General features: G+C 70.0%; 29 protein-coding genes, 1 tRNA gene and 1 riboswitch. Of the genes, 18 read left to right on the top strand and 12 right to left on the bottom strand.

Annotation, left to right across the window (positions count from 1 at the left end; translation table 11 throughout):
- Positions 1-12: 12 nt before the first annotated feature.
- The gene (gene rdgB / locus KUF83_RS17300) at positions 13-615 is read left to right on the top strand and encodes an RdgB/HAM1 family non-canonical purine NTP pyrophosphatase (RefSeq protein WP_217455593.1); all 603 of its coding nucleotides are present in this window, start codon (positions 13-15) and stop codon (positions 613-615) included.
- 130 nt (positions 616-745) lie between these two features.
- Here rdgB and KUF83_RS17295 read toward each other — a convergent pair.
- Positions 746-829: transfer RNA gene (locus tag KUF83_RS17295), tRNA-Leu, on the bottom strand.
- A gap of 43 nt (positions 830-872) precedes the next feature.
- Positions 873-1340 (bottom strand): thioredoxin-dependent thiol peroxidase, encoded by a 468-nt coding sequence (bcp, locus tag KUF83_RS17290; protein WP_217455592.1) that lies wholly within the window; start codon positions 1338-1340, stop codon positions 873-875.
- A gap of 157 nt (positions 1341-1497) precedes the next feature.
- Between bcp and KUF83_RS17285 the strand changes: the two genes are divergently transcribed.
- The 3 genes from KUF83_RS17285 (at position 1498) to KUF83_RS17275 (ending at position 2796) form a co-directional block, all read left to right on the top strand.
- Entirely contained in the window at positions 1498-1836 is a 339-nt protein-coding gene (locus KUF83_RS17285; protein WP_308403034.1) for a DUF3618 domain-containing protein, read from the top strand.
- A 53-nt stretch (positions 1837-1889) separates the two neighbouring features.
- Positions 1890-2246 carry a co-chaperone GroES gene (locus KUF83_RS17280; RefSeq protein WP_217455591.1) on the top strand — a complete coding sequence of 119 codons (357 nt, stop codon included), beginning with the start codon at positions 1890-1892 and terminating at the stop codon, positions 2244-2246.
- A 140-nt stretch (positions 2247-2386) separates the two neighbouring features.
- A riboswitch (guanidine-III (ykkC-III) riboswitch) is annotated at positions 2387-2447 on the top strand.
- Positions 2448-2475: 28 nt separating this feature from the next.
- Positions 2476-2796 carry a multidrug efflux SMR transporter gene (locus KUF83_RS17275; RefSeq protein ID WP_217455590.1) on the top strand — a complete coding sequence of 107 codons (321 nt, stop codon included), beginning with the start codon at positions 2476-2478 and terminating at the stop codon, positions 2794-2796.
- 22 nt (positions 2797-2818) lie between these two features.
- Here KUF83_RS17275 and KUF83_RS17270 read toward each other — a convergent pair whose 3' ends face one another.
- Positions 2819-5215, bottom strand: a complete 2397-nt coding sequence (locus KUF83_RS17270) for a transglycosylase domain-containing protein (protein ID WP_217455589.1) — start codon at positions 5213-5215, stop codon at positions 2819-2821.
- A gap of 230 nt (positions 5216-5445) precedes the next feature.
- Here KUF83_RS17270 and KUF83_RS17265 point away from each other — a divergent pair, with 230 nt between their 5' ends.
- Genes KUF83_RS17265 through KUF83_RS17250 form a run of 4 tightly spaced genes read left to right on the top strand, consistent with a single transcriptional unit; the run spans position 5446 to position 8975 of the window.
- Entirely contained in the window at positions 5446-6225 is a 780-nt protein-coding gene (locus KUF83_RS17265; RefSeq protein WP_217455632.1) for an ABC-2 family transporter protein, read from the top strand.
- Complete coding sequence (locus KUF83_RS17260) at positions 6218-7078, top strand: ABC transporter permease (RefSeq protein WP_374106084.1); 861 nt, start codon at positions 6218-6220, stop codon at positions 7076-7078. Before KUF83_RS17265 ends, KUF83_RS17260 begins: the two co-directional genes overlap by 8 nt.
- A 3-nt stretch (positions 7079-7081) precedes the next feature.
- Positions 7082-8071, top strand: coding sequence for an ATP-binding cassette domain-containing protein (locus KUF83_RS17255; protein WP_217455588.1), 990 nt, complete (start codon positions 7082-7084; stop codon positions 8069-8071).
- A 10-nt stretch (positions 8072-8081) separates the two neighbouring features.
- Entirely contained in the window at positions 8082-8975 is an 894-nt protein-coding gene (locus KUF83_RS17250; protein WP_217455587.1) for a DUF1707 domain-containing protein, read from the top strand.
- 83 nt (positions 8976-9058) lie between these two features.
- Here KUF83_RS17250 and KUF83_RS17245 read toward each other — a convergent pair whose 3' ends face one another.
- The gene (locus KUF83_RS17245) at positions 9059-10375 is read right to left on the bottom strand and encodes an SGNH/GDSL hydrolase family protein (protein ID WP_217455586.1); all 1317 of its coding nucleotides are present in this window, start codon (positions 10373-10375) and stop codon (positions 9059-9061) included.
- Between the two features lie 209 nt (positions 10376-10584).
- Here KUF83_RS17245 and KUF83_RS17240 point away from each other — a divergent pair, with 209 nt between their 5' ends.
- The 3 genes from KUF83_RS17240 (at position 10585) to KUF83_RS17230 (ending at position 14747) form a co-directional block, all read left to right on the top strand.
- Entirely contained in the window at positions 10585-11970 is a 1386-nt protein-coding gene (locus KUF83_RS17240; RefSeq protein ID WP_217455630.1) for a DUF445 domain-containing protein, read from the top strand.
- A gap of 94 nt (positions 11971-12064) precedes the next feature.
- The gene (locus KUF83_RS17235) at positions 12065-13567 is read left to right on the top strand and encodes an MFS transporter (RefSeq protein WP_217455585.1); all 1503 of its coding nucleotides are present in this window, start codon (positions 12065-12067) and stop codon (positions 13565-13567) included.
- Between the two features lie 229 nt (positions 13568-13796).
- Complete coding sequence (locus KUF83_RS17230; protein WP_217455584.1) at positions 13797-14747, top strand: alpha/beta hydrolase; 951 nt, start codon at positions 13797-13799, stop codon at positions 14745-14747.
- A gap of 133 nt (positions 14748-14880) precedes the next feature.
- On the opposite strand, the gene KUF83_RS17225 is transcribed toward KUF83_RS17230, so the two are convergent.
- Positions 14881-15972, bottom strand: coding sequence for a CdaR family transcriptional regulator (locus KUF83_RS17225; RefSeq protein ID WP_217455583.1), 1092 nt, complete (start codon positions 15970-15972; stop codon positions 14881-14883).
- Between the two features lie 245 nt (positions 15973-16217).
- On the opposite strand from KUF83_RS17225, the gene KUF83_RS17220 reads away from it, so the two are divergent.
- The gene (locus tag KUF83_RS17220) at positions 16218-16691 is read left to right on the top strand and encodes a hypothetical protein (protein ID WP_217455582.1); all 474 of its coding nucleotides are present in this window, start codon (positions 16218-16220) and stop codon (positions 16689-16691) included.
- A gap of 22 nt (positions 16692-16713) precedes the next feature.
- Here KUF83_RS17220 and KUF83_RS17215 read toward each other — a convergent pair whose 3' ends face one another.
- Entirely contained in the window at positions 16714-17292 is a 579-nt protein-coding gene (locus tag KUF83_RS17215) for a protease (protein WP_217455581.1), read from the bottom strand.
- A 185-nt stretch (positions 17293-17477) separates the two neighbouring features.
- Between KUF83_RS17215 and KUF83_RS17210 the strand changes: the two genes are divergently transcribed.
- Positions 17478-18431 carry a GlxA family transcriptional regulator gene (locus KUF83_RS17210; protein ID WP_217455580.1) on the top strand — a complete coding sequence of 318 codons (954 nt, stop codon included), beginning with the start codon at positions 17478-17480 and terminating at the stop codon, positions 18429-18431.
- A gap of 72 nt (positions 18432-18503) precedes the next feature.
- On the opposite strand, the gene KUF83_RS17205 is transcribed toward KUF83_RS17210, so the two are convergent.
- The 3 genes from KUF83_RS17205 to KUF83_RS17195 all read right to left on the bottom strand — a co-directional run bounded on the left by KUF83_RS17205 (position 18504) and on the right by KUF83_RS17195 (position 20621).
- Positions 18504-18806, bottom strand: a complete 303-nt coding sequence (locus tag KUF83_RS17205; protein WP_217455579.1) for a hypothetical protein — start codon at positions 18804-18806, stop codon at positions 18504-18506.
- Positions 18807-18887: 81 nt separating this feature from the next.
- Positions 18888-19733, bottom strand: coding sequence for a rhamnogalacturonan acetylesterase (locus tag KUF83_RS17200; RefSeq protein ID WP_217455578.1), 846 nt, complete (start codon positions 19731-19733; stop codon positions 18888-18890).
- Between the two features lie 174 nt (positions 19734-19907).
- Positions 19908-20621, bottom strand: a complete 714-nt coding sequence (locus KUF83_RS17195; RefSeq protein ID WP_217455577.1) for a hypothetical protein — start codon at positions 20619-20621, stop codon at positions 19908-19910.
- 322 nt (positions 20622-20943) lie between these two features.
- Between KUF83_RS17195 and KUF83_RS17190 the strand changes: the two genes are divergently transcribed.
- The 3 genes from KUF83_RS17190 to KUF83_RS17180 all read left to right on the top strand — a co-directional run bounded on the left by KUF83_RS17190 (position 20944) and on the right by KUF83_RS17180 (position 22586).
- Positions 20944-21465, top strand: coding sequence for a SigE family RNA polymerase sigma factor (locus KUF83_RS17190; protein WP_217455576.1), 522 nt, complete (start codon positions 20944-20946; stop codon positions 21463-21465).
- Positions 21466-21527: 62 nt separating this feature from the next.
- On the top strand, positions 21528-21971 hold the full coding sequence (locus KUF83_RS17185) for a PASTA domain-containing protein (protein ID WP_308403033.1): 444 nt from the start codon (positions 21528-21530) through the stop codon (positions 21969-21971).
- 333 nt (positions 21972-22304) lie between these two features.
- Positions 22305-22586 carry a DUF1876 domain-containing protein gene (locus KUF83_RS17180; RefSeq protein ID WP_217455629.1) on the top strand — a complete coding sequence of 94 codons (282 nt, stop codon included), beginning with the start codon at positions 22305-22307 and terminating at the stop codon, positions 22584-22586.
- Between the two features lie 83 nt (positions 22587-22669).
- On the opposite strand, the gene KUF83_RS17175 is transcribed toward KUF83_RS17180, so the two are convergent.
- On the bottom strand, positions 22670-22903 hold the full coding sequence (locus KUF83_RS17175) for a DUF397 domain-containing protein (RefSeq protein WP_217455574.1): 234 nt from the start codon (positions 22901-22903) through the stop codon (positions 22670-22672).
- Positions 22904-23749, bottom strand: coding sequence for a helix-turn-helix transcriptional regulator (locus tag KUF83_RS17170; RefSeq protein ID WP_217455573.1), 846 nt, complete (start codon positions 23747-23749; stop codon positions 22904-22906).
- A gap of 213 nt (positions 23750-23962) precedes the next feature.
- On the opposite strand from KUF83_RS17170, the gene KUF83_RS17165 reads away from it, so the two are divergent.
- Positions 23963-24580 (top strand): ATP-binding protein, encoded by a 618-nt coding sequence (locus KUF83_RS17165; protein WP_217455572.1) that lies wholly within the window; start codon positions 23963-23965, stop codon positions 24578-24580.
- Between the two features lie 23 nt (positions 24581-24603).
- On the opposite strand, the gene KUF83_RS17160 is transcribed toward KUF83_RS17165, so the two are convergent.
- Positions 24604-25338: a helix-turn-helix transcriptional regulator gene (locus KUF83_RS17160; protein WP_217455571.1), complete on the bottom strand. Its 735-nt coding sequence runs from the start codon at positions 25336-25338 to the stop codon at positions 24604-24606.
- Positions 25339-25573: 235 nt separating this feature from the next.
- Here KUF83_RS17160 and KUF83_RS17155 point away from each other — a divergent pair, with 235 nt between their 5' ends.
- Positions 25574-26254, top strand: coding sequence for a hypothetical protein (locus tag KUF83_RS17155; protein WP_217455570.1), 681 nt, complete (start codon positions 25574-25576; stop codon positions 26252-26254).
- Positions 26255-26274 lie beyond the last annotated feature (20 nt).

The raw sequence follows: 26274 nt of genomic DNA, 5'->3' as shown, positions 1-26274 counted from the left end.
AGGGTGAGAACCATGACCCGCCTGATCCTCGCCACCCGCAACGCCGGAAAAATCACCGAGCTGAGGGCGATCCTCGCCGCCGCAGGTCTGCCACACGACCTCGTCGGCGCGGACGCCTACCCGGAGATCCCCGACGTCAAGGAAACCGGCGTCACCTTCGCCGAGAACGCCCTCCTCAAAGCCCACGCCCTCGCCCGGGCCACCGGCCTCCCCGCGGTCGCCGACGACTCCGGACTGTGCGTGGACGTCCTCGGCGGCGCCCCCGGCATCTTCTCCGCCCGCTGGTCCGGCACCCACGGCGACGACCGGGCCAACCTCGACCTCCTCCTCGCCCAACTCGGCGACATCGCGGACGAACACCGCGGCGCCCACTTCGCCTGCGCCGCCGCCCTCGCCCTGCCCGACGGCACCGAGCGCGTCGTCGAAGGCCGCCTGCGAGGAACGCTCCGCCACGAACCCACCGGCTCCCACGGCTTCGGCTACGACCCGATCCTCCAGCCGGACGGCGACACCCGCACCTGCGCAGAACTGACCCCCGAAGAGAAGAACGCGATCAGCCACCGCGGCAAGGCGTTCAGGGGGCTGGTGCCGGTGGTGCGGGAGCTGTTGGGCTGAGTTGCCCCTCCACGGTCCACTCGAACGTCGGAGACGCAAGCACGTCGGAAACGACGAGATCCCGTCCGATCGACACGATCGGACGGGACGCGGCGCTGCGTGTTCGACGCACGTATGCACTCGACACCTGTGCGGCCGGGGGGACTCGAACCCCCACGGGTTTTACCCCACTGGGACCTAAACCCAGCGTGACTGCCAATTCCACCACGGCCGCCCACCGTCCGGTCATGCTACTGGCCGGACGGCTCCAGTGGTCCTCAGATCCCCAGGTCCTTGATGATCTTCGCGACATGGCCCGTGGCCCGGACGTTGTAGAGGGCCCGCTCGACCTTGCCCTCCTCGTCCACGACGATCGTGGAGCGGATGACGCCCATGTACGTCTTGCCGTAGTTCTTCTTCTCGCCGTAGGCGGCGTAGGACTCGGTGACCGTCTTGTCGGGGTCGGCGAGCAGGGTGATCCCGAGGTTCTCCTTCTCGCGGAACTTGGCGAGCTTCTCGGGCTTGTCGGGGGAGATGCCGATGACGTCGTAGCCGGCGCCCGCGAGGAGGTCCAGGTTGTCGGTGAAGTCGCAGGCCTGCTTGGTGCAGCCTGGAGTGAGCGCGGCGGGGTAGAAGTAGACGATGACCTTCCGGCCCTTGCGGTCGGCCAGGGACACCTCGTTGCCGTCGGCGTCGGGCAGGGTGAAGGCGGGGGCGGGGTCGCCGGGCTGGAGTCGCTCGCTCATCTCGGTTCGGTCTCCTTGCGAGGTGGTGGATACGGAACCGAGCGTAATGGGGGTGCCGGGCGGTGCGCGGCGGGCGGAGCTGACAGACTGTCGACCAGAGAAAAGGCCGACGGGAACAGGCCACGGGAAGAAACGACCACGACCACGGAGGCAGCGCGTGTCGGACACGTCGAGCACGCCGGACACCAGGACTCCGGCGCAGATCGAGGCGGACATCAAGCGCCGTCGCGAAACTCTCGCCGAGACGCTCGACGAGATCGGTGTGCGGGTACATCCGAAAACGATCGTCGGGGACGCGAAGGCGAGGGTGGCGTCGAGCGTCGACCACACGCTGGGGCGTGCCTATGTCGGCGTGAACCGCGTCGTCGGTGATGTGAAGGGGCAGTTCGTCACGGAGGAGGGTGCGCCGCGGCTGGAGCGCATCGTGCCCGTGGCTCTCGTGCTGGTGGGTGTCGTCGGGCTGCTCACGCTGGGCCCCAGGCGCCGTAAGGGCTGAATGCGCCCGCCCCACCCGCGTACGGGCTGTGAGAAGGCAGGTAGGTTCGGACCGTGAGCGCCAAGAGGACTGAGCCCAGCAGCCATGACGACAAGCTGCCCATTCGGATGCTGCACGACCGTGTGCTGGTGCGGCAGGACACCGCCGAGGGCGAGCGGCGTTCCGGTGGCGGCATCCTGATCCCCGCGACCGCGGCTGTCGGCCGGCGTCTGGCCTGGGCGGCGGTCGTCGCGGTCGGGCAGAACGTGCGGACGGTGGAGCCGGGCGACCGGGTGTTGTACGACCCGGAGGACCGGGCCGAGGTGGAGGTGCGTGGCACCGCTTACGTGCTGATGCGCGAGCGGGATCTGCATGCCGTGGCGGCGGACCGGTTCGAGGGTTCCGAGGACTCGACGGGGTTGTATCTCTAGATCCCGGACAGATCCCGGTCAGAGCCTGGACAGTCCCGGACAGATCCGGGACAGATCCCGGACTGGTTGCGCCGGGAGGCCTGGAAACAGTGGCAGAAAGGGCTGGTGACCATCGTCACCGGCCCTTTCTTGTTGCTGCTTGCTACCGTTGAGGGAACCCGACGAGACGCGCCGTACCGGGGCAGGACAAGACGACGCACCCCTGTTGATTCCTTCACGGAGGTGCCTGATGGCCTGGGTTCTGCTTGTCGTCGCCGGTCTGCTCGAGGTGGGCTGGTCGATCGGGATGAAGTACACGGAGGGGTTCACCCGGCTGGTGCCGAGTGTTCTCACCGGGACGGGCATCGTCGCCAGCATGTTCCTGCTGTCGTACGCGGCGAAGTCGTTGCCCATCGGTACCGCGTACGGGGTGTGGGTGGGTATCGGTGCGGCCGGGGCGGCGGTGTTCGGTATGGCGGTGCTGGGTGAACCGGTGACCGCCGCCCGGATCTTCTTCGTCTGTCTCCTGCTGGTGGCTGTGGTCGGTCTGAAGGCGACCTCGGGGCACTAGCCGCCCAATCGGCCCCGGGTCGCTACGGGAAGTCTCCGAACGTGGTGCCCGTGCCGCCGTCCTGGCCGTCCGTCGTCCCTCCGTCGGTCGTCGTGCCGCCGTCGCCGGTGGTGCCGCTCGCTCCGTCGCCGGTGGTGCCGCCGTTGCCGGTGGTGCCTCCGTCGGTGGTGGTGCCGCCGTCCGTGCCCGTGCCGCCGTCCGTGCCGTCCGTCGTGCCGCCGTCGCCGGTGGTGCCTCCGTCGGTCGTGGTGCCGCCGTTGTCCTGGCCCTGGGTGCCCGGGGGTTCCTCGCCGCCGGTGGTCGTCCCGCCGTTGTCCTGGCCGGCCGTGGCGGGCTCGTCCTCGTCCGGGTCCGCAGGCGGGAGCTGCTGCTCGTCGGCGCCCGGCTGGATCCTGAGGTCGAAGTCCTGGACGGCCACGCCCTTGAGCGCGGCCTTCGTGTACTGGGCCCAGATCTGGGCCGGGTACCCGCCGCCGTTGATGCGCTGCTGCCCGAGCGCCCCGTACAGCTCCTTGTGGACGCCCGTGTCGGGGTCCTGGCCCATCACGGCGACGACGGTGGCGAGGTTCGGGGTGTAGCCGGCGAACCAGGCCGCCTTGTCGTTCTCCGCGGTGCCGGTCTTGCCCGCCGCGGGACGTCCCGCGGCCTGCGCGGCCGTGCCGGTGCCGCCCTCGACGACGCTCTGCAGCATCGAGGTCGTGGTGTCGGCGGCCTCGCGGCTCACGGCCTGCCAGGTCTTCCGCTCGGGCAGGTCGACGACGTCGGCGCCGTCCTTGGTGATGCTCTCGATCATCCGGTACGTGCCGCGCTTGCCGTGGTTGGCGAGTGTCGCGTAGGCCTCCGCCATGTCGAGGACGCTGGCCGTGGAGGGGCCGAGCGCGATCGAGGGGGAGGCGTTCAGGTCGGGGGTGTCGGACGGGACGCCGAGGTCGACGGCCGTCTTCATGACCTTCTCGGGGTCGACGTCCACGGCCATCTGCGCGTACACGGAGTTCACGGACTTGTCCGTGGCGGTGCGGACGGAGATGTCGCCGTACGAGACCTGGTCCTCGTTCTCCGGGGCGTAGGTGCCGCCCTCCCAGCCTTCCACGGGGCGTTTGTTCGTGCCGTCGTAGACGGTGTTGGGGGTGATCGTGCGGCCGTCCTGGGTGGTCGAGTCGTTCTGTACGGCCGAGGTGAACACGAACGGTTTGAAGGTGGAGCCGACCTGGTAGTCCCGGCGGGTGGCGTTGTTGTAGTACTGCTTGGTGTAGTCGATGCCGCCGTACATCGCGAGGACCTTGCCGGACTTGGGGTCGATGGAGGCCCCGCCCGCGCGGACGTAGTTGTCGACCTTGCGGTTCTTCTTGTCGAGCTCGTCCATCACCTGGTCGTCGACGGCCTTCACGAACGAGTCCTGCTTGGACTTCTGCAGGGTGGTCGTGATGCGGTAGCCGCCCGCGTTCAGTGCGTCCTCGTCGAGGATCTTGTTGTCGGTGAGGTAGTCGTTCACGGCCTTCACGATGTAGCCGCGCTGTCCGGACATGCCGGCCGCGATCACCGTCTGCCTGGGCTCGGGGAACTTGGTGCCGGCGCGGTCCGCCGCGGTGAGCCACTTCTTCTTGACCATGCCGTCGAGGACGTAGTTCCAGCGGGCCAGCGCCGCGGGCTTGTTCTCGGGGTGCGCGACGACGTCGTACTCGCTCGGCGCGTTCAGCAGGGCGGCCAGGTAGGCGCCCTGGGCGGCGGTGAGGCTCTTGGCGTCGACGCCGTAGTAGGCCTGGGCGGCGGCCTGGATGCCGTAGGCGTTGCGGCCGAAGTAGCTGGTGTTGAGGTAGCCCTCGAGGATGTCGTCCTTGCTCTTCTCGCGGTCCAGCTTGATGGCGATGAAGAACTCCTTGGCCTTGCGGGTGACCGTCTGGTCCTGCGCCAGGTAGTAGTTCTTCACGTACTGCTGGGTGATCGTCGAACCGGACTGCTTGCCCTTGCCCGTGGCGGTGTTCCACGCGGCGCGGACCATCGCCTTGGGATCGACCGCCGACTCGGTGTAGAAGTCACGGTCCTCGGCGGCCAGTACCGCGTGCTGGGCCTTCTTGGAGATCGCCGTCAGTTTCACGTTCTCCCGGTTGACCTCGCCGTCGCGGGCGAGCTGGCTGCCGTCGGCGTACAGGTACACGTTGCTCTGCTTGATCGCCGCGGAGTTCGCCGCCGGGATCTTCACCAGGTAGTAGCCGAGCGCGAACACGCCGATGAGCAGCAGGCCCACGGTGACGAAGGCGCCGAGCACCAGGCGCCAGGTCGGGATCAGGCGTCGCCATCCGGTGCGCCTCGGGCGTTTGGGCTTCTTGCCGGGTGCGTCCGGGGCCGCCGCTGTGGCGGCCCCCGGTTCCCTCGGTGCCCAGCCCTCGCTCGGCTGCTGCGGCTGCGGCTGGTCGTTCATCTTGTGCCGGACTCCCGTTTCGCGTCGTACGCCTCGTACGCCCTGGTACGCCTTGTGCGCCCCTCCCTTTGAAGACTGTCGCATCCGGTGATTCGTTCCCGGTGCGGGGCACGCGTCGGGCGGGAAATTGCCTGGCACGTGGCGGGGCCCCGCGGCTAGGCTCCTTCGCTTTGGCTCGTGACGGTCGAAGGGGGCCCGGGGTGGGGGCAGGAAGGCTGTACGCGGCCGTCATGGTGGGTGCGTTCCGACGGTATGCGACCTATCGGGTGGCCACCGCCGCGGGCGTGTTCACCAACACGGTCTTCGGGCTGATCCTGGCGTACACGTACATCGCCCTGTGGGAGGAGAGGCCTGGTCTCGGGGGGTACGACCAGTCCCAGGCCGTGACCTATGTGTGGCTCGGGCAGGGGCTGCTCGCGGCGGTCGCGGTGATGGGGGGCGGTTTCGAGGACGAGATGACCGAGAGAATCCGTACGGGTGACATCGCGATCGACCTGTACCGGCCGGCGGACCTTCAGATGTGGTGGCTGGCCGCCGACGCGGGGCGGGCCGGGTTCCAGTTGGTGGGACGCGGTGTGGTGCCGATGGCGTTCGGGGGACTGGTGTTCCATCTCGCGCTGCCGGGCGACGTCCTGACCTGGCTGGCGTTCCTCGTCGCCGTCGCCCTCGGTCTGCTGGTGAGTTTCGCGATCCGCTATGTCGTGGCGCTGCTGGCGTTCTGGTTCATGGACGGGGCGGGTGTGCAGCAACTGGCGGTTCTCGCGGGGTTGTTCTTCTCCGGGATGACCCTGCCGCTGAACGTCTTTCCCGGCGGTCTCGGCGAGCTGGCCCGGGCGCTGCCCTGGTCGGCGCTGATCCAGGCGCCGGCGGATGTGCTGCTGGGGGAGCGTACGGGCTCGGGGGTGCTGCGTACGTACGTCTTCCAGGCCGCGTGGGCGGTCGGGCTGCTGGCGGTGGGCCGGATGATCCAGTCGGCGGCGACGCGCAGGGTGGTGGTCCAGGGTGGCTGACCTGTGGGAGCGGCGTGAGGGTGACTTCGCGCCGGTCGGGGGTTCGCGTGTGGTGGACGGGCTGCGCGCCTACCGGCTGATCGCGTGGATGTGGATCCGTTCGACGATGGCGTACCGCGCGTCGTTCGTGATGACCGCTCTCGGGAACTTCGCGGGGACGGCGCTCGACTTCGTCGCGATCCTGCTGATGTTCTCGCGGGTCGACGAGCTCGGCGGCTATTCGCTGGGTGAGGTGGCGTTCCTGTACGGGTTGTCCAGTACGGCGTTCGGTCTGACGGATCTGACGATCGGTTCGATGGACCGGTTGGGCCGGCGGGTGCGGGACGGCACGCTCGACACGCTGCTCGTGCGGCCGGCGCCGGTGCTCGCGCAGGTCGCCGCGGACCGGTTCGCGCTGCGGCGGCTGGGCCGGATCACGCAGGGGCTGCTGGTTCTCGGGTACGCGCTCGCGGTGGTCGACATCTCCTGGACTCCGCTGAAGGTGCTGCTGATGCCGGTGATGGTGGTGAGCGGGACCGCGATCTTCGCGTCGGTTTTCGTGGCGGGCGGGGCCTTCCAGTTCGTGGCGCAGGACGCGTCGCAGGTGCAGAACTCCTTCACGTACGGCGGGACGACGCTGCTGCAGTACCCGCCGACGGTCTTCGCGACGGATCTGGTGCGTGGGGTGACGTTCGTGCTGCCGCTCGCCTTCGTGAACTGGCTGCCCGCGTTGTACGTGCTGGATCTGCCGTATCCGCTCGACCTGCCGGAGTGGGTCGCGTTCCTGCCGCCGCTCGTGGCGGTCGTCTGTTGTGCGCTCGCCGGGGTGGCCTGGCGGGCGGGTCTTCGTTCGTACCGGAGTACGGGGAGTTAGTGCGTGGGCATCGAGGCGGGCAGTGGGGCCGATGACGGCTTCATTCGGCTGGACCGGGTCGAGAAGGTCTTCGACGTGCGGAAGAAGACCGGGTTCATGCGGAGCGAGCGGCGGCAGGTGCGGGCGGTCGACTCGCTCTCCTTCACCGTGGCGCGGGGTGAGATGGTCGGTTACATCGGGCCGAACGGCGCCGGGAAGTCGACCACCATCAAGATGCTCACGGGCATTCTCACGCCGAGTGGCGGGCGGCTCCGGGTGGCGGGCATCGACCCCTCGCGCGAGCGCACCCGGCTCGCGCGGCGCATCGGGGTGGTGTTCGGGCAGCGGACGACGCTCTGGTGGGATCTGCCGCTGATCGACTCGTACCGGCTGATGCACCGCATGTACCGGATCCCGGACGCGCGGTACGCGGAGAACCTGGACCGGTGTGTCGAGCTTCTGGAGCTGGGAGCCCTGCTGGACGTGCCGGTGCGGCAGCTGTCGCTGGGGCAGCGGATGCGCGGGGACGTCGCGGCGGCGCTGCTGCACGATCCGGAGGTGCTGTACCTGGACGAGCCGACGATCGGACTCGACGTGATCAGCAAGGCGAGGGTGCGGGAGTTCCTGCGGGACCTCAACGCCGAGCGGGGCACGACCGTCCTGCTCACCACCCACGACCTGACCGACATCGAGCAGCTGTGCCGGCGGGTGATGGTCATCGACCACGGGCGCCTGATGTACGACGGTCCGTTGACGGGGCTGCACGAGATCGGCGAGAGCGAGCGGACCCTCGTCGTGGACCTGGAGCGTGAACTGCCGCCCATCGACGTCGGGTTGGCGCGCGTGGTGAAGGTGGAGGGGCCGCGGCAGTGGCTCGCCTTCCCGGCGGCGCAGTCGGCGGCGCCGCTGGTGGCGCGGATCGCGGCCGAGTATCCGCTGGTGGACCTGTCGGTGCGGGAACCGGACATCGAGGCGGTCATCAGCCGCATGTACGCGGAGAAGGCAACCTCGTAGGCTTCTGCCCATGACGGACGAACTCCCCGGTGGGCTTCCCGAGCTGCGTGCCTCCGACGCCGACCGCGAACAGGTCGCCGAAGTGCTGAGGGACGCCCTCGCGGAGGGGCGCCTCGACATGGAGGAGTTCGAGGAGCGGCTGGAGGCGACGTACAAGGCGCGTACGTACCGGGATCTGGAGCCCATCACCCGGGATCTGCCCGCGCCCGGGGTGACCCCTCCCTCGCCCGCCGTGTCGATGGTCAAGCAGCCGGCCGAGGCGGGCGACTGGGCGGGCCGTGTCGTCGGTGGTGAAGGCTCGTCCCGGTGGGGTGTCGCGATCATGGGCGGGTTCGAGCGCAAGGGGCGCTGGACCATGCCGAAGCGGTTCAACTCCTTCGCGTTCTGGGGCGGTGGGGTCATCGACCTGCGCGAGGCGAACTTCGCCGACGGCGAGGTCGTGGTCAACTGCGTCGCGATCATGGGCGGGATGAGTGTGATCGTGCCGCCCGGTGTCGAGGTCGTCGTCCGTGGCATCGGGATCATGGGCGGTTTCGACCACCGCGAGGAGGGTGTGCTGGGTGACCCGGGCGCTCCGCGTGTCGTCGTCACCGGGTTCGCGTTCTGGGGCGGCGTCGGTGTCGAGCGCAAGGTCACCAAGGCGGAGCGGCTGCGTCAGAAGGAGGAGCGGCGGCTGGAGAAGCTGGAGCGCAAGGCCGCCCGCCAGGAGGAGCTGGAGGAGTCCAGGCGCCGGGCCCTGGAGGGCTCCGGTACCGGGAGGGAGGGGCGGGGCGACTCCCTGGACGAGGCCCGTTCCCTTCACCGCGCCGCGATGGAACAGCACCGGGAGATGATGCGCGAGCACCGCGAGGAGCGGCGTGAGGAGCGACGTGAGCGCCGGGAGGACCGGCGGGACCGGGACTGAGGGCTCCGCCGGGAGCCCGCCGCGTCAGCCGCGGGCCCGCTGTGGCCGGTCGTCGCGCGGTTCCCCGCGCCCCTGCCGGGGGGTCACAGCTCTGCCGGGGCCGCGCCCTTGAGGTCGTCCAGGTCGAAGACCTCCGCCATGCGCGCGTAGCCCTTGTCGCTCGGGTGGAGGTGGTCGCCCGAGTCGTAGTCGGAGCGCAGGCGGCGCGGGTTGTACGGGTCGCGGAGCGCCTCGTCGAAGTCGACGTAGGCGTCGAAGACCCTCCCGGAGCGGATCTGGGCGTTGACGGCCTGGCGGGTGTCCTCCAGGTGGGGCCGGTATCCGCGGTGTCCCTGGAAGGGCATGAGGGTGGCCCCGACGACCCGCAGGCCGCGCGCGTGGGCCAGCCGCTTCAGTTCGCGCAGCCCGGCGGTGATCCGGTTCGCGTCGGTCTGGCTGGGCGTGCGCAGGATGTCGTTGACGCCGAGGGCGACCACGACCGCCCTGACGTTGGTGCGGCCGAGGACGTCACGGTCGAAGCGGGCCAGGCCGCTCGGGTTCTCGGCGGGGCGGCCGAGGCCGCTGGTCAGGACGCGGTTGCCGCTGATGCCCTGGTTGACGACGCTGTAGCGGGGGCCGTCCGAGCCGCCGCGCAGCCGGTCGGTCAGGACGTCCGTCCAGCGCCGGTTCTCCCCGACGGACGAGGTCACGCCGTCGGTGAGCGAGTCGCCGATGACGACGACCGTGCCGTCCGACTCGTTGCTCAGCACGTCGAGCGCGGTCAGGTAGCGCCAGTACGGCGTCTGCCCGGTGTACGCGACACCGCTGACGTCCTCCGTGCGGTCGCCCTCCGCGGTGTACGAGATCTGCCGTGCCTGCGGGTGGTAGGTGACGGGCCCCGACGGGGTCGGTGAGTACGTCGTCACCAGCACGTCCGTGTCGTGCGGGATCAGCAGCCGTACGGCGTCGCTGACGACCTGTTGTCCGGCGGGCACCACCACCGACGGGTTGCCGCCGAAGGTGAGGCGCCGCATCGAGTCGGCGGCCGCGGCGGCGTTGTTCGCGGTGGCCGCGACGGCGACGGAGGCGTGCGTGATGCTGAGCGGCTGCTGCCCGTACAGGTTGGACAGGGTGATGCGGGCCGCGGTGCCGCCGACGCCCACGTGCACCACGTTGCGGACCGAGCGGCCCGCCATGCCGTTCACCTCGGTGCCCGGCTCCGATCCGGCGGGGGAGGCCGCCCAGGCGCCCACCCAGGTGCCGACGGACGCGGGGGCCGCGGAGTTGTGCGGGGTACGGCCGCCGGCCACCGTGGTCTGCGCGCCGTCGTCGGCTGCCACACCGACGTATATGGCGGCTGAGATGGCGACGATCACGGCAACGATCGCTGCCAGCAAGGCATAACCGTGACGCTTGGTCATGCGGTGCGTGTCTCCTCGAAAAAGTGGGAGCCCCGGGCTCCGATGTGATCACCCCATGATGAGGCATGGCGCGGAAGGAAACAGACAGGACCCCCCTGAACCCCAGGAACCCCCCGCTGAACTCCCCCGCCCGAACAGACGCCGGGAACTCCTGTTCCGTTCCAGGAGTCGGTCAGGTTGGGACAATGGGTGTGGGGGACCGGGAACGGATGGAGTGGATGGAACGCACGAAAGAGGAAGAAACAGGGGATTCGGGCCCGGAGGGACAGCATTCCCGGCCCGGTGGTGTGGCGAACCCCACGGCAGCCGGCCGGCCCGCGCCGACCCGCGCCATGAACACGTTCAGCCCCGCCGACGAGGAGAAGTTCCGCGGCGTCCGCCGGATGAAACTCACCGCGACGGGCCTGCTGCTCATGGTCGCCGTCGTCTACGTACTGGCCAAGTGGGCGGGGAACTCCGGCGCGGGCGCCTGGACGGGTTACGTGGCCGCGGCCGCCGAGGCGGGCATGGTGGGCGCGCTCGCCGACTGGTTCGCCGTCACCGCCCTGTTCCGCAGGCCCATGGGCCTGCCCATCCCGCACACCGCGATCATCCCCACCAAGAAGGACCAGCTCGGCGTCTCCCTGGGCGAGTTCGTCGGCGAGAACTTCCTCTCCCGGGACGTCGTGCGCGGGCGGCTGCGCGCCGTCGGCATCGGCAGCCGCCTCGGCACCTGGCTGGCCGACCCGGAGCACGCCGACCGGGTGACCGCGGAGCTGGCCACGGCCCTGCGCGGCGCCCTCGCGGTGCTCCGCGACTCGGACGTGCAGGCCGTCGTCGGCGAGGCCATCAACCGGCGGGCCGACGCCCAGGAGATCGCCCCCGGCATGGGGAAGATGCTGGAGAAGGTCGTCTCGGACGGCGGCCACCGCCGGGTCGTCGACCTGATCTGCGTACGCGCCCACGACTGGCTCGTCCTCCACAACGACCAGGTGATGGACGCGGTGCAGGGCGGCGCCCCCGGCTGGACCCCGCGCTTCGTCGACAAGAGGGTCGGCGAGCGGGTCTACAAGGAGCTGCTGCGCTTCGTCACCGAGATGCGAGACATGCCCGCCCACCCCGCCCGCGGCGCCCTGGACCGCTTCCTCACGGACTTCGCCGCCGACCTCCAGTCCGACACCGACACCCGGGCGCGCGTGGAGAACCTCAAGCGGGAGGTCCTCGGCCGCGGTGAGGTCCAGGACCTGATCGCGTCCGCCTGGTCCTCCGTGCGGCAGATGATCGTGTCCGCCGCGGAGGACGAGCGCAGCGAGCTGCGGCTGCGCGTGCGGGCCTCGCTGCTGTCCCTCGGCGCGCGGATGGCCACCGATGCCAGGCTGCAGGCCAAGGTCGACGGCTGGGTCGAGGGAGCCGCGGTGTACGTGGTGACGACCTACCGCGACGAGATCACCTCGCTGATCACGGACACGGTCGCGGGCTGGGACGCCGAGCACACCTCGAAGAAGATCGAGGCGCACATCGGCCGTGACCTGCAGTTCATCCGGATCAACGGCACGGTGGTCGGCTCCCTGGCGGGCCTGGTGATCTACACGCTGTCGCGGGCCCTGGGCGGCTGACCTGGCAGGACGGGGGCGTAGGCCGTTCCGTCCTGGGGACTCGTAGGGGGTTCGTCCGCCCCCGTACGGGGTTCGCTCGACGAGGAGAGAGCCCATGGCAGCAACCGGCGCAGGCACCGAGGCCGTCACCACCGCCATTCCCGCCCGTCTGGACCGGCTTCCCTGGTCACGCTGGCACTGGACCATCGTCATCGGGCTCGGCACGGTCTGGATTCTCGACGGCCTGGAAGTCACCGTCGTCGGCAACATCGCCGGCCGGCTCTCCGAGGAGGGCAGCGGGCTGCCCATCTCGGCCGCCCAGGTCACCGGCATCGCGGCCGCGCTCTACGTGGCCGGAGCCTGCGCGGGCGCACTGTTCTTCGGACGGCTCACGGACATCTTCGGCCGCAAGAAGCTGTTCATGATCACCCTCGCCGTCTACCTGGCGGCGACCGCCATGACGGCGTTCTCGTTCTCCACCTGGTGGTTCTTCCTCTTCCGCTTCCTCACCGGCTTCGGCATCGGCGGCGAGTACGCGGCCATCAACTCGGCGATCGACGAACTGATCCCCTCCAAGTACCGCGGCCGCGTCGACCTCATCATCAACGGCAGTTTCTGGCTGGGCGCCATCGCGGGCTCGCTCCTGTCGATCGTCGCGCTGAACACGGAACTGTTCGCGATCAACGTCGGCTGGCGTCTCACCTTCCTCCTCGGTGTCGTCCTCGGCCTGGTGATCCTTCTCGTCCGCCGGAACGTCCCCGAGAGCCCGAGGTGGCTGTTCATCCACGGCAGGGGTGACGAGGCGGAACGTCTGGTCTCCTCGGTCGAGCGGCAGATCGAGGAGGAGACCGGACGTGAACTCCCGCCGCCCGAGCGGGAGATCACCATCCACCAGCGCAAGAGCATCGGGTTCCTCACCATCGGGCGGACGGTCTTCTCGACGTACCGCAAACGCGCCGTCCTGGGCCTGTCCCTCTTCATCGGGCAGGCGTTCCTCTACAACGCGATCACCTTCGGCTTCGGCGCGATCCTCACCACGTTCTTCGACGTGCCGACCGGCAACACCGGCTACTACTTCGCCGTCATCGCGGTCGGCAACTTCCTCGGCCCGCTGTTCCTCGGCAAGCTCTTCGACACCGTGGGCCGCCGGATCATGATCTCGTCCACGTACCTGCTCTCCGGCATCCTGCTCTTCGGCACGGCCTGGCTCTTCGACCAGGGCTCGCTGAGCGCGAACACGATGACCGCCTGCTGGTGCGTGGTCCTGTTCTTCGCGTCGGCCGGCGCGAGCAGCGCGTACCTGACGGTCTCCGAGATCTTCCCGATGGAGACCCGGGCGATGGCCATCGCCTTCTTCTACGCCATCGGCACCGCGGCCGGAGGCATCAGCGGCCCGCTGATCTTCGCGGAACTGACCAGCACGGGTGTCGTCGGCGACACGGTCCTCGCCTTCCAGATCGGCGCCGGGCTGATGTGCGCGGCGGGCCTCGTGGCGGCGGCACTCGCGGTGAAGGCGGAGGGACGCTCCCTGGAGGACATCGCCAGCCCCCTGTCGACGGCCGAGTCCCCTGCCGGGCCGCCCGCCGGGTCGCCCAAGGGGTCGGGCGCCACGGCTTAGGGTCCGGCGGGCGGGCCCGGGCGCGTGGCTTCCGCGGGGCAGCCGCGCGTCTCGGCCTCACGTGTGCGGGGCCCGTTCCGGGGTGTGGCCGCCCGCGCGCGGCTGTCGGGTGACGCCCCCGGATTGCCCGACGCCCGTCGGGTGACCTGCGCGGATGCGCCGTGGCACGGTTCTCGCAACGACGCAGCGCCGCGACGACGGGACGGCGCGTCGGATCGGAGGACGACACATGACGACCTACCCGCTCGACCCTGAGCTCGCGGCGCTCGTGCCCATGCTGCCGAGGGCCGACTGCTCGGACCTCGAAGGAGCCCGGGCCGAGGCACAGGCCGGTGTCGCGGCGGCCCTCGAAGGAGTGGACGTCACCGGCGTGGACGTCTTTGAGGTGGTGGCCCCCGGGCCGGAGGGCGCACCCGACGTCGTCCTGCGCAGCTACCGCCCCCAGGGCGTCGAGGGCCCGCTGCCGGTGGTCTACGACATCCACGGCGGCGGATTCATCCTGGGCGACGTCGACTTCGACCACGGCGTCAACGTGGCGCTCGCTCGGGAACTGGGCGCCGCGGTCTTCTCCGTGGAGTACCGGCTCGCCCCCGAGCACCCCTACCCGGCCGGCCTGGAGGACGCGTACGCCGGACTCGTCCACATCGCCAAGAACGCGGCCGAACTCGGCGTCGACGCCACCAGGATCGCCCTGTTCGGCATCAGCGCGGGAGGCGGTCTCGCGGCCGGGCTCGCCCTGCTCACCCGCGACCGGGGCGGCCCCTCGATCGTCTTCCAGTACCTCGGCATCCCCGAGCTCGACGACCGCCTCGACACGCCCAGCATGCGGGCCTTCACCGACACACCCCTGTGGAACCGGCCCAACGCGGTCATCAGCTGGGACCACTACCTGGGCACCGGCGTCCCCGGCAGCGACGGCGTTCCGATCCACGCGGCTCCCGCTCGGGCCACCCCCGGACAGCTCGCCGGGCTGCCGCCGGCGTACATCTCCGTGATGGAGTTCGACCCCCTCAGGGACGAGGGCATCGACTACGCCCGCGCGCTGCTCGCGGCCGGTGTGAGCGTGGAACTGCACCTGTTCCCGGGTACGTTCCACGGCTCGGCGATGATCCCGCACGCGGAGGTGTCCCAGCGGGATGCCGCGGAGGCGGTGGCGGTGCTTCGGAGGGCGCTGCGGTAGCGCCTTGCGAAGCGTTGGGGTGCGGGGCGGTGTGGCTTCTTGGCCGCGGGCCGGTGGGGGCTGGTCGCGCAGTTCCCCGCGCCCCTTCAGGGGGCGCCTCCTGAGGGGCGCCCATGAAGGCGGTGGGCCCGGCCTAGTCTTCCTGTTGTGCCAACCTCAGTGCGTACAGGGCGAGTTGGGCTCGGAAGCGGTCCTGGGGGTTGCTCAGGCGGTAGCCCAGTTCGCTCTCCACGCCCGACAGGCGGGCGGCGACCGAGCTGTGGTGCAGGTGGAGGTCGGCGGCGGCGTGGCGGAGCGAACCCGTGCGCAGGAAGGCCGTCAGCGCGGCCAGAGCCGCCGGACCGCCCCTGCCCTCGGCGAGCCCGGCCAGGGCGCGGACGTCGGCCTGGGCCCGCAGCCGGTCGACGGGGATGTCGGCGAGCAGCGCCACCGGCCCGAGCGAGTCGTGGTCGACGACGGCCTCGTCGGGCAGCCCGGCCACGTCGACCGCGAACCGCAGGGCGAGCCGTGCCCGGACCCAGGAAACACCGGCGTCCAGGGCGGGAACACGGCTGCCGACGCCGATCCGTACCCCCTCGGAGCCCTGCTCACGGACGAACTCCCGCAGCTCGTCGGCAACCGAAGCGGCGCCCGGCACGAGCGCGACGGCGAGCGGTCCGACCGCGGCCACCCGCACCCCGGGGCGCAGTTCGCGCCGCCCGAGCACGGCGACCGAGGAGGCCCCGGCGACGGCCACCACCCGCAGCGGCCGTTCGGGCGCGAGGCCCAGCAGGCGCAGCGCCCGCGCCCGGTCCTCGACGGCCTCACGCTCGGACAGCACCCGCTCGACCAGCGCCGGGTCGGCCACCTGATGAGGCGGACTGTCCTGCTCACGGCCGCCGTGCACGACGCCCGCGGCGATGGCCATCCACTCCAGCACCAGTTCGTCGAAGGGGCCGGGCGCGCCCGGCCGCTCCAGCCACACCCGGCCGCCCGGAGCGAACTCGGCGCTCCCGGAGACCGTGCCGACAGGCTCCGCCGGTACGGTCCCGGCCGGCCCGAACCGCACCACCCGGCCGCCCACCTCCAGCCCCGCCGGACACTCGGCAAGACCCGCGGTGGACCGCACGAGCGACGCGGCGTCGAGCCGCCCCGCCCCGAGCAGCGCCTCGAAGTGCGCGATGACCCGCAGTGCCGCCGCCGCGTCCGCGTCGAGGGCCGACAGCCGTAGCAGCAGTCCCTTCATGACCTGGGAGTCTAGGCCGCGGATCGGCCTTACGGCCCGGTCGTACGGGCAGGTCGTGCGGCCCGGTTGTACGGGCGGGTCGTGCGGCCCGGTCGTACGGGCAGGTGGTGCGGGGCAGGCCGTGCGGGTCGGCCGTACCGCCGTCCGGCGGGCCGCGCCACTCGTCGTACGACTCGGAGGAACGGGCGGGAACTGAGTACGCGTACTCTGTCGGCCCTGTGTGCTACGGGTGAACCCTCGTTCCCATGACCGAGAAGCTGCTGGGCCCGCTGTCGAAGCGCCCCTGGACGGAACGCTGGCTGACCCGCCTGCTGGGTGCCGCCCTGTCCTCGGCGGCGTACCTCCTCTGCCTCCCCTGGGATCTGCGCAACCGCCCCGAGTCACCCGGTTCGATCACGGAGACGACCTCGATGACCGTCGTCGGCGTCACGGCCCTGGCCGTGTGTCTGCTCCTGCTGGCCGCGTACTTCGGTCTCCGTGACGCCCTCGCCTGGCCACTGCTGGTGGTGGCGGCGCCCCCGATCACGCTCATGTACGTCTCGTTCCACACGCACCCCGAGCCGCTGGACGCGTCCCTGTGGCCGCTGGCCTGGGCGTTCTCCACGCTCGTCATCGCGGCGGGCGTGCTGGTCGCGGGGTTCGTGGCCAGGCGGTTCAAGGAGGACACCGGCGACTCGATGGAAGGGCTGGTGCTCGCCCACCACCACAACCAGCCGTGAGGCCGGGCGCCGGGGGACGGGCTCAGGCTCCCGTGGTGGAGCCGGGCCGGACGATCATGAGGATCGTGACGGTCGCCCAGAGCAGGTTGAAGATGCCGGTGAACATGGCGAGTCGGACGGTCGCCCGGGGGTCCGCGCCGACCGGGACGGACACGGACGGCGATGCGGACGGAGGCGGCGACGTGGGCAGGGACGGCGACCCGGCCGCCTCCACCGCTTCGACCGTCCCCGCCGACTCCACTGCTTCAACCGTCCCCGCCGACTCCACCGCTTCGAGGATCTCCTCCTGACGCGGCAGCACCAGCGCCAGCAGAACCGCTGCCGCGATTCCGGTCAGGACCATCGAGGCGACCAGCCAGGCGTCGTCGAGCACACCCATGCTCAGGGCCGTGGCGAAGCCGAGGACGGGAACGGCGATACCGATGGCCGCGTATACCCGGCAGATCCGGTGCAGCAGACGCACCGTCTCCGTCGCGCGCGGGTCGCCGGGATCAGCGAGGGCGCGGCGCGCGCCGGGCGGGAACATGCTGGCCGCGACGGTGACGGGCCCGATGGCGATGATCGCGACGAGGACGTGGAGGACGAGGAGGAACTTGGTCACGAGAGGACGGTAGGCGGCGTACCGGATCTTGTGGAAGTGGCGGTACTGCCAGCATTCAACAGATTCCCGCCAGGAGTGTGAGGACCGGTACTTGCGGCCTTCTCCATGGCGGGCAGGCGTGGAGCCGGGCGTGACGGGCGGGATGCCCACTTGGCCGGAATCCGGGGCCTGCCTACTCTTTTGCCATGCACACCGTGGCCGTACTGGCGCTCGACCAGGTCATCCCGTTCGACCTCTCCGCCCCGATCGACACCTTCAACTGGGCCCGGCTGCCGGACGGCCGCGCGCCCTACCGGATCAGGGTCTGCTCGGTGACGGAGGAGGTGAACGCGGGCCCCTTCACGCTGCGGGCCCCGTACGGGCTGGAGGCGCTGGCTGACGCCGACACGATCATCATCCCGGGCACCGTCGACCCGACGGGCCCGCTGCCGCCGGGAGTGGGCGAGGCCCTGCGTGAGGCGGCCGCGAACGGCACGCGCATCGCCTCGATCTGCGTCGGCGCGTTCATCTTCGCCGCCACCGGACTGCTGGACGGCCGGCGGGCGACCACCCACTGGATCGCGGCCGCGGACCTGGCGGCCATGCACCCGCGGGTGACGGTCGACCCGAACGTCCTCTACGTCGACAACGGGCAGTTCCTCACTTCTGCGGGGGCCGCCGCGGCGATGGACATGTGCCTGCACATGATCCGCAAGGACTACGGCTCGGCCGTCGCCGCCCACGCGGCCCGGATGTCCGTCATGCCGCTCGAACGGGAAGGCGGGCAGGCCCAGTTCATCGTCCACGCCCAGCCTCCGGTCCCGGCCGGTACGACGATGGAACCCCTGCTGACCTGGCTGGAGGAGAACGCCGACCGCGATCTGACGCTGGACGACATCGCCGCCCGGGCGGGCACCAGCGCCCGCACGCTCAACCGCCGTTTCCGTGAGCAGACCGGCACGACGCCTCTGCAGTGGCTGCACCGGGCGCGGGTGCGCAGGGCGCAGCACCTGCTGGAGACCACCTCCCACCCGGTCGAACGGATCGCGGTCCAGGCGGGGTTCGGCTCACCGACGGCGTTCCGGGACCGGTTCAAGCGGGTGGTGGGGACCAGCCCGCAGGCGTACCGCAGGGCGTTCCGGGGAGCGCCGGTGGGCTAGGAGAGCGCCGGTGAGCTGGGGGAGGGGAGGGCGTGGGCGTGGGCGGGGGAGGTGTGCCGGCGGGGCGCGGTCTCAGCCCCGCCGGTCGGCCACGGCCCACGACGCCAGTGCCATGGCCCCGGCCGCACCGAACACGGCCGGCCACGCCCCCACCCTCTTGGCGAGAGGATGGGATCCGGCGAAGGCGGCGACGTACACGGCGGTCAGTGCTCCCGCCGCCGTCCCGCCGGCCTGCTGGTGCCACTGCCGGGCGGACGCCACCCCGGCGACGGCCAGCACGACCCCGCCGAGCTGCCGCTTCCTGGTCCAGCGAGCGACCCCGTACCCGCCGATGAGCCCACTCGCGGCCACCGCCGCGGCCGGTACCTTCGCCATCACTGCCTCCTGGTGCCGCGTCGGGTGCGTCCGACGGTCAGCCGAGGCTAACGCGCCGGCATGCGCGCCCGCGCACCACCCTCACCGGGCCGCCGGTCTCACCTCGCCCGAGAGGGGCAGTCCCAGTCCCGCCACGGCCCGGGAGACGAGGCGGGCCATCTCCACGGCGCCCCGCTCCTGGAAGTGGGTGTTGTCCTGGACGCCGTTGGGGAAGTTCGGGTACTGCCCGGGGTTCAGCCACAGGAAGATCCCCTTGGAGCCCTCGACGCCGACCCCGTCGAGGTAGACGCGGCTGGCCGCCGCGAGGTCGACCAGTGGGGCCCGTTCCTCCCGGGCGACCGCCTTCGCGGCGTCCACGTACGCGGGGAAGGAGACGTTGAACTTCCCGGTGGACGCGTTGTAGGAGCGTCGCGAGACGGGTGTCACGACGACCGGGGTCGCGCCCCGCGCACGGGTCGCCCGGATGTAGTCGTTGCGCAGGTACTCCTTGTAGTCGGCGGGCGACGTGTACCGCTCGGGGTTGTTCACGGTGGCGTCGTTGTGTCCGAACTGCACGAACAGGTAGTCGCCGGACCTGATCACCTGATGGATCGCGGCCAGCCGCCCCTGCTCGATGAAGGAACGCGAACTGCGCCCGCCGATGGCGTGATTGGCGACGGTGACGTTCGACGTGAAGTACGAGGACAGCTTCTGGCCCCAGCCGGCCTCGGGGTAGTAGCGGGAGTTGTACGTCTGGGCGGTGGAGTCACTGGCGATGTAGACGGTGCCGGTTGCCGCCGCGGCGGCGCTCGCGGTTCCGGGCAGACCCAGCACGCCGAGGGCCCCGGCACCGGCCGCACCCGCGGCACCTGTCAGGAACCGTCTGCGACTGCTGTCACCGGGACCGCCGTCACCGGCGCGGGCGTGGGGGGTGGCATTGCGACTCATATGACCTTCCCTGCACAGAAGTTGAGGAACTGTCGCAGGGAGGTGGCAGCCGGTGGGTGAAAGGTTGCCGTGAGTTGCCGTGAGTTGCCGGGCACGCCGGGAGCTGCCGAGGCGCGCGGGACTCCCGGGCTGCGCCGGGCCTTTGTGGCCATCGCCCGCCGGGCTACGTCGGCTTCACTGCCGGGCGTCCGCGAGCCAAGTCCGCCATACGCGCCGGCTGTTGGGCGTCTCGGGCCGGTCCAGAAGCCACAGCACGTACCCGGCGTGCAACTGGGCCCAGGGATTCTCCGAGCGCCGGGCCCCTTCCAGCCGCACCCGCAGCGGATCCCCGTCGACGACCCGGGCGATGCGCACGTACTCGCGGTCCTTGCAGCGGTACGCCCGCCGCACGACGATCTCCAGCAGGTCGAGCAGCTTGGCGCGGGCCACCGGATGCCGTCCGACGGTGTCCGTGGCCAGATGCCGCAGGAGCCCTTCCTTCGTCCCCCACGCCTTGGCGTGCCGGGTCCACTCCTCCGGATACCGGGCCTCCCACTCCAGGAAGAGCAGGGCGTAGGGCAGCCCGGGCCACGCGGCAAGGTCCTTGTCCCAGGTGTTCCACACGCCGTCGGGCAACGAACGGCTCTGAGCCCGCAGATAGTCCTCGTGGGCCGACCGCAGCCCCGGATCCTGGAACGGGTACCGCATGCCCTGCCCCTGCGCCGACCGCAACATCTCGTTGAACCGGTGCCGGGTCTCGTCGGTTCTTCTCCGTGCGGACGCCAAGTGGTCCAGCGCGGCGGCCCGTTCGGCCGGGTCGTCCGCGATCAGTCCGTACGCCCACCCGAGCCGCTCGTCCCACGCCCGGGCGTCGTCCATGTCCGCCCCGTGCCCTGTTCCATGCCCCATGGGACAGATCATCCCCGAGCGCGCCGCGCCACGCCCCTCCGGGCACCGTTTCCTCACCATGCGGCGGGCGAGCCGGGACCGTACGGTGCTCGGCAAGACGCGCAGGTCGGCCGCGATCTCGGCGTCGGAGACGGCGGGGCCGGAACCCCGGACCGCCCATCGAAGAGTTCGCGCTTCCGGGGCAGTGGCAGGGCCGGCCGCTCATGCGGGGGAAGCGAGTGCGTTGGACGACTTCGGCGCCTGTGACCCAGGTCTCAGTGCCGCCGTGCAGCAGATGAGGCGGTGTTCACGTCGAGGAGAGGTGACAGGAAGGGAGGAGCGCATGGAGACGGACTTCCAGGCTTTCGTCGCCGCGAGGTCGACCGCGCTGTTCCGGGGCGCCTACGTCCTGACGGGCAACCGTGAGGCGGCGGAGGACCTGGTCCAGGAGACCCTGGAGCGGGCCTGCCGCAAATGGCGCACCATCGCGGGCAAGGACGCTCCGGACCTCTATGTGCGGCGGATCATGGTGAACCTGGCCAACGACCGCTGGCGCAGGTTCCGCCGCCTGGCGACGACCTCCGATCCGGAAAGCGGTGACAAGGCCGCCCCGGGAGACGAGTTCGGGCAGGTGGACAACCGGGACCAGTTGGTGCGCGCCCTGCAGCAACTGCCCATGCGGATGCGCACGGTCGTGGTGCTGCGGTATTTCCACGACCTCTCCGACACCGAGATCGCAGCCGACCTGGACATATCGCCCAGCACGGTGCGTTCCCAGCTCGCTCGCGGGATCGAGAAGCTCAGAGGCCAGATCCCCGCACTCTCCGCCCCTTCACCACGGCAGCCCACGGAAGGAATCCGATGACCTCTCACGGCGACCCGCGGCCTTCCGGCTGCACACCTTTCGAAGAGGAACTGATGAACGCCATGAACCGATTCGCGAACTCCGCCGAGGCCCCCGACTTCGACGCGCCCCAGATCCTGCGCCGCACCCGGCGCAGGCGGACCACCGGCATCGCCGCCGTCGCCGCCGCCCTCATCGTGGCGGGCGGAGGCACGGCCCTGGCCACCTCGGTCGCCGGAGGCGGCAGCAGCGGCTCGACCCCGGCGGCCACCAGCACGGCCACCGACAGCGACGCCACCACCATGCTGTACGTCCACCCCCAGGGCCAGACCATCCCGATCGACTTCGCGGGCTGGAGCCTGCACGGGGCCAAGGCGTACATGGAGAAGACGCAGACGAAGCTCGGCCCCGTCACCGAGAAGGCCGTCAAGGGCTGCAAGCCGGGCTCGGTGCTCGGCGTGTCCCCGCACGCCCCGAAGACCGTCAAGGCGGGCGACACGGTCAGCTTCACCGTGTGCGCCGGCTGACCAGGCCCTGAGCCGGTACGGGCCCGCCCCTGCGTCAATCAGGGGCGGGCCCGCACCAGCATCACACGGCCAGGCGGTAACGCCACGCCCGGTTGCCGCCCAGCTCCGCGAGCGCGTTGCGCCGACCCTGGACGAGTCTGCCGGGTCTGCCGGGTCTGCCGGGTCTCCGATCTTGAGCGGGTTGCCTGCTCAGGATCTCTGACGTGTCGATACGCCCACCGAGACAGGCCGTGCGATCGAGGCCGGGCAGGAGCACCCTGGAAGGGGCGGGGAAAAGCGTCTGCAGCCGCCTGAAAACACCGGGGAGACCCGGTTCCGGAGGTGATCGTGATGATGACGACGACGATGAAGACCGCGGTCGGCTGGCACGTGGAACTGGAATTCCAGGAGGACGACAACCGCACCCGCGCGGCCGCCCTCGTACGCCTCCCCGACGGAAGCGAGATCCGGGCCCACGGCTACGCGAACCGCCACCCCTCCGACTCGAACCAGCCGAGGGTCGGCGAGGAGGTCGCCGGCGCGAGGGCCCTCAACGAACTGGCGATGACCTTGCTGACGAAGGCCCACGACGAGATCGACGAGGCTTCGGGCCGTACGTCACACCGGCTGACCTGACCTTGCGCCCAGGCCGTACGCCGCCCTCACTCGCGGTAGGGGGCGGGGTGTTGATGTACGCATATCCGGGCGGGCCGATCGCTTTAGCGGAACGGAAGTACAGAGCCGCACGGCCACTGCGTACGACGGGTGTCGGCCAAGAAGTCGGCCCAGGCCTCCGCCGAAACGACGAGATGAGAGTGCTCCGGCCGCTTGGAGTCCCGTATGAGTACGCCGGGCGGGGAGAAGGCGGCCTCAAGGCACTCAGTCGTGTTGCCCCCGCTGTACGACGACTTGAACCAGACGAAGTTGGGGCTGGACTGGGAAGCGGCGGACATCTACAACTCCTTGCGGGCGAGATGGATCATGGAAGAGGAAGCCTCCATGTCCAACGCTTGTGCGCGGAGGTACTCGAACGCAAGTCGGTATCGCTCCAGTTCCTCTTCCTTCTCCAGGAACAGGGAGCCCGTGTGGAAGTCGACGTACACGACATCAAGGGCGGGCTCGGTGCCTCCGATGGTCACGAAACTGCCGAGAGCCGCGGAGTGGGCTCCCTTGGAGAACGGCAGCACCTGGAGAGTGATGTGCGGAGATTCGTTCGCTACAAGGAGCCGATCGAGCTGGTCCTTCATGACCTCGGGCGATCCGACGACGCGACGAATCACCGACTCGTCGAGGATCGCCCACAGGCGCGGCGGCTTCGGTCGGGCGAGAACCTCCTGCCGCTTCATGCGGATGTCCACGAGCCGTTCTATCTCGGTCGGCTCAAGAGGCATCTCGTTGGCCCTCTGTAGTGCCGTGCTGTAGGCGCGGGTCTGCAAGAGGCCCGGCACGTAGACGCACGAGAAGTGGTCCTCGCGTACGGCTTCGTCCTCAAGCGTGAGCAGCAGGTTCATGCTCTCCGGGATGGAGTCGGCGAAGGAACTCCACCAGCCCTGCTGCTTGGCGTCCTTGGCGAGTGCCACAACGGCGCGCCGCTCAGCGCTGGTTGTGTCGTACTCCCGGCACAGCGCATCCACCACGAGCCACTTGACTGGTCCGGCCTGCGTCTCGTACCGGCTGACCGTGGCCTTGGAGACGCCGACCAAGCCGCCGGCCTCCTCCAGGGTCAGGCCCTTGCGCGCGCGGAGCTTGCGCATCATCGCGCCCAGCTGCCGTCGGCGCGTTGTGGTGTGAACGGACATGCGGTTTCCTCCCCGCGCACCGGGCTCCTGCCCGGCAACGCCTTGAAGGGTAGGCAGCCGGTAAGCAGTGGGGCCAGCGCGTTCACTCGATAGATACTCGTGAGAAGTTACACGGCGAGAATTCTCTGTGTCATCCTCGTAGTCGTACCGCTACGCAGTGCTGTCGCCCCATGGCGGCAGGCGTGGGGCTGTGTGGCTAGGGAGGGAGTGAGCATGTCCTTCTGTGAAGCGCGCGAGCGGCGGCTGCACGAGGCTCTGCCGTTCAAGGCCGCGCCGGCACAAGTCGGTCTGCTGCGGAAGTCGGTGCGTCGAACCCTGCGGCAGTGGGGTGCCGAAGCCATCACCGACCAGGCTGAACTGGCGGCCACGGAATTGGCGAACAACGTCCTGAAGCATGTCGGTGATGGCGCGCCGGCGATGGTGGTGCTGGAGCCGAGGGGCGACTGTCTGCGGGTGGAGGTGCACGACAGCAGCCGCAGAGTGCCTGTCCTGAGTGAGATGTGCACCGAGGCCGAATGTGGCAGGGGCCTGCATCTGGTCGCGGCGATGAGTCAGGGCTGGGGGATCCTCTATACGGCCGAAGGCAAGGCTGTTTGGTGCGAGTTGTCACTGGAGTCGGCTCGGCAGGGCATGAGTGTGCAGCGCGCGGCGATGGTGCTGGATGAGTACCGGCGTGTAGTGGGTACTGCGCCGGTGCCGGCCTGCGCGACAGCGGAGGAATCCGTCTCCGATGTCATCGCTGATCTTCTGCACTGGCTGGTGGCCTCGGGCGGCGACGCCGTCGAAACGCTGGGCCGGGCGCGGATGCACTTCGAGGCGGAGGTCGCATAGTTACGGCGTGCCGAGCGCTGGTCCTACGCGTCGTCGCGCAGGACGTTCAACAGAACGCGTGCGTCAGCTAGATGGCCTTCGTCAAGCAGGGCCGCGGCGATGTTGATGGATGCCTGCACGTCACGGTCAGCGGCTGCGTTGAGCATCGTCTCCACTGCCTCTTCTGCCCCGGACCGCCGATAGGAGGCGACGGCGAGAGGGAACTCGTTTGAAGGCAACTTGCTGCCCATCACCCAGGCATGAAAGTGGGCATCGCGAACCCTGCCTGCCGCAAGGTGGCGCCCGTAAGCGGCGATGTCGGCGGCATGTGGAGTGACACTGTTGCGCCGGTCCCCCTCGTGAGGGGTGACCGGCGCAACGGTCTGTTCCCCCGGTGGCGCCGCAGCGAGATCATGAATCACAGGTTCCACTTCGTGCAGCACCGTCGCGGCGGCCTCCGGGGCGTATTTTTCCAGTTCGGCGCCCGCGCGTAGATCAAGTAAGTGGGCCAGTGAGTACGGCAGGTCGAATCCCTGATCGACTGCCTCTGCCTCAAGGACCTTGTAGATGCTTTCGAGTTTCTCAAGTCTGGGCACACGTCTGCCGGTTGCGTAACAGGACATACTGGATACGCCGATGTGTGCATTCCGGGCGATCCGCTCCTGAGTGCGGCCAGCCGCAGCCAAGGTCTGGCGCAAGGCGGCAGTGAACATCTCCTGGCGTGAGGGGAGACTCCCTTCGCCCTCGAACTCCTTGGCTGCTCTGTGTGCTTCTTTCATGGGCGGCCTTCCTTCTCAGCGTAAGCCGCTGGCTGCGGACCTTTCATTGTGGTTCCGCCATGCGCTGGCTGAGAAGCGCTTTCGTGCAGTTGCGGAGTCGCAATTCTTTGCGCTGCCGCAATGTGCCGTCAGGGCTGGTTTGTTGCTGGCGTTCAGGCGAGAGTCGTTCCTGTCGCCCACCGCCGCCAGGGTGAGGGAGCGACAGCTGACATTCGGACGGACGTAAGGGGAAGCGATGGGTACGCCGTCCTGGACGGACACGAAGCTCGGCACCATGAAGCGCGCGGCCTTGTGGCTCGTCGAAGTGGTGGGGGAGGGGCAGATCTTCACGAAGGAGCAGGTGAAGGAAGTCTTCCCCGGCGTCAGCCAGGCGGACCGCAGGGTGCGGGACCTGCGTGACTTCGGCTGGCAGATCGATACGAATCGCGAAGACGCGTCGCTGGGCCCGCACGAGCAGCGCTTTGTTAAGCAGGGTGAGGCTGTATGGGAGGCGGGCAAGGGCAGTCGGCCTGCTTCGTCCATCACCCAGACCCGGCGCCGGGAAGTGCTGGCGAAGGACGGCCACTTCTGCCGCTCATGTGGGATCGCCCCTGGGGAGATCTACGCCGGCACCTACGAGTCGGCGCAGATCGACATTGCGCGGCGTGTGGTGCGGCAGCCGGACGGCAGCAAGACGACGGAATTGGTATCCGAGTGCAACCGCTGCCGTGTAGGTGGTAGGGGAGCGGAGACGGACCTCGGCTCCATGCTGTCTCGCGCGTCCGCACTGAGCGCGCTCGAACGCAGGATGCTCTCTGAGTGGATGGAGCATGACCGGCGCGAGTTCAGCGCGGCCGAGACCTTCTGGGCGGACTACCGGGCCCTGCCCGAGGAGTCACGTGCGAAGATCCGCGCAGCCGTGAACCCGCCGGCTTAGTAGACGGCCCGGCATGGGCG

Origin of the sequence: Streptomyces sp. BV286, assembly GCF_019090165.1 — a bacterium.
Taxonomy (GTDB): Bacteria; Actinomycetota; Actinomycetes; order Streptomycetales; family Streptomycetaceae; genus Streptomyces.
The sequence above is the reverse complement of the archived record's forward strand: the minus strand, read 5'-3'. Positions and strand labels throughout refer to the sequence as shown.

Coding starts and splice junctions, on each gene's coding strand:
- KUF83_RS17240 (WP_217455630.1), top strand. CDS start 10,585: ATGGAGTGGATGGAACGCACGAAAGAGGAAGAAACAGGGGATTCGGGC.
- KUF83_RS17265 (WP_217455632.1), top strand. CDS start 5,446: ATGGTGGGTGCGTTCCGACGGTATGCGACCTATCGGGTGGCCACCGCC.
- KUF83_RS17210 (WP_217455580.1), top strand. CDS start 17,478: ATGCACACCGTGGCCGTACTGGCGCTCGACCAGGTCATCCCGTTCGAC.
- KUF83_RS17155 (WP_217455570.1), top strand. CDS start 25,574: ATGGGTACGCCGTCCTGGACGGACACGAAGCTCGGCACCATGAAGCGC.
- KUF83_RS17220 (WP_217455582.1), top strand. CDS start 16,218: ATGACCGAGAAGCTGCTGGGCCCGCTGTCGAAGCGCCCCTGGACGGAA.
- KUF83_RS17175 (WP_217455574.1), bottom strand. CDS start 22,903: ATGTCCGCCGCTTCCCAGTCCAGCCCCAACTTCGTCTGGTTCAAGTCG.
- KUF83_RS17180 (WP_217455629.1), top strand. CDS start 22,305: ATGACGACGACGATGAAGACCGCGGTCGGCTGGCACGTGGAACTGGAA.
- KUF83_RS17165 (WP_217455572.1), top strand. CDS start 23,963: ATGTCCTTCTGTGAAGCGCGCGAGCGGCGGCTGCACGAGGCTCTGCCG.
- KUF83_RS17270 (WP_217455589.1), bottom strand. CDS start 5,215: ATGAACGACCAGCCGCAGCCGCAGCAGCCGAGCGAGGGCTGGGCACCG.
- KUF83_RS17275 (WP_217455590.1), top strand. CDS start 2,476: ATGGCCTGGGTTCTGCTTGTCGTCGCCGGTCTGCTCGAGGTGGGCTGG.
- KUF83_RS17170 (WP_217455573.1), bottom strand. CDS start 23,749: ATGTCCGTTCACACCACAACGCGCCGACGGCAGCTGGGCGCGATGATG.
- rdgB (WP_217455593.1), top strand. CDS start 13: ATGACCCGCCTGATCCTCGCCACCCGCAACGCCGGAAAAATCACCGAG.
- KUF83_RS17190 (WP_217455576.1), top strand. CDS start 20,944: ATGGAGACGGACTTCCAGGCTTTCGTCGCCGCGAGGTCGACCGCGCTG.
- KUF83_RS17200 (WP_217455578.1), bottom strand. CDS start 19,733: ATGAGTCGCAATGCCACCCCCCACGCCCGCGCCGGTGACGGCGGTCCC.
- bcp (WP_217455592.1), bottom strand. CDS start 1,340: ATGAGCGAGCGACTCCAGCCCGGCGACCCCGCCCCCGCCTTCACCCTG.
- KUF83_RS17160 (WP_217455571.1), bottom strand. CDS start 25,338: ATGAAAGAAGCACACAGAGCAGCCAAGGAGTTCGAGGGCGAAGGGAGT.
- KUF83_RS17235 (WP_217455585.1), top strand. CDS start 12,065: ATGGCAGCAACCGGCGCAGGCACCGAGGCCGTCACCACCGCCATTCCC.
- KUF83_RS17230 (WP_217455584.1), top strand. CDS start 13,797: ATGACGACCTACCCGCTCGACCCTGAGCTCGCGGCGCTCGTGCCCATG.
- KUF83_RS17250 (WP_217455587.1), top strand. CDS start 8,082: ATGACGGACGAACTCCCCGGTGGGCTTCCCGAGCTGCGTGCCTCCGAC.
- KUF83_RS17195 (WP_217455577.1), bottom strand. CDS start 20,621: ATGGGGCATGGAACAGGGCACGGGGCGGACATGGACGACGCCCGGGCG.
- KUF83_RS17185 (WP_308403033.1), top strand. CDS start 21,528: ATGAACCGATTCGCGAACTCCGCCGAGGCCCCCGACTTCGACGCGCCC.
- KUF83_RS17245 (WP_217455586.1), bottom strand. CDS start 10,375: ATGACCAAGCGTCACGGTTATGCCTTGCTGGCAGCGATCGTTGCCGTG.
- KUF83_RS17225 (WP_217455583.1), bottom strand. CDS start 15,972: ATGAAGGGACTGCTGCTACGGCTGTCGGCCCTCGACGCGGACGCGGCG.
- KUF83_RS17205 (WP_217455579.1), bottom strand. CDS start 18,806: ATGGCGAAGGTACCGGCCGCGGCGGTGGCCGCGAGTGGGCTCATCGGC.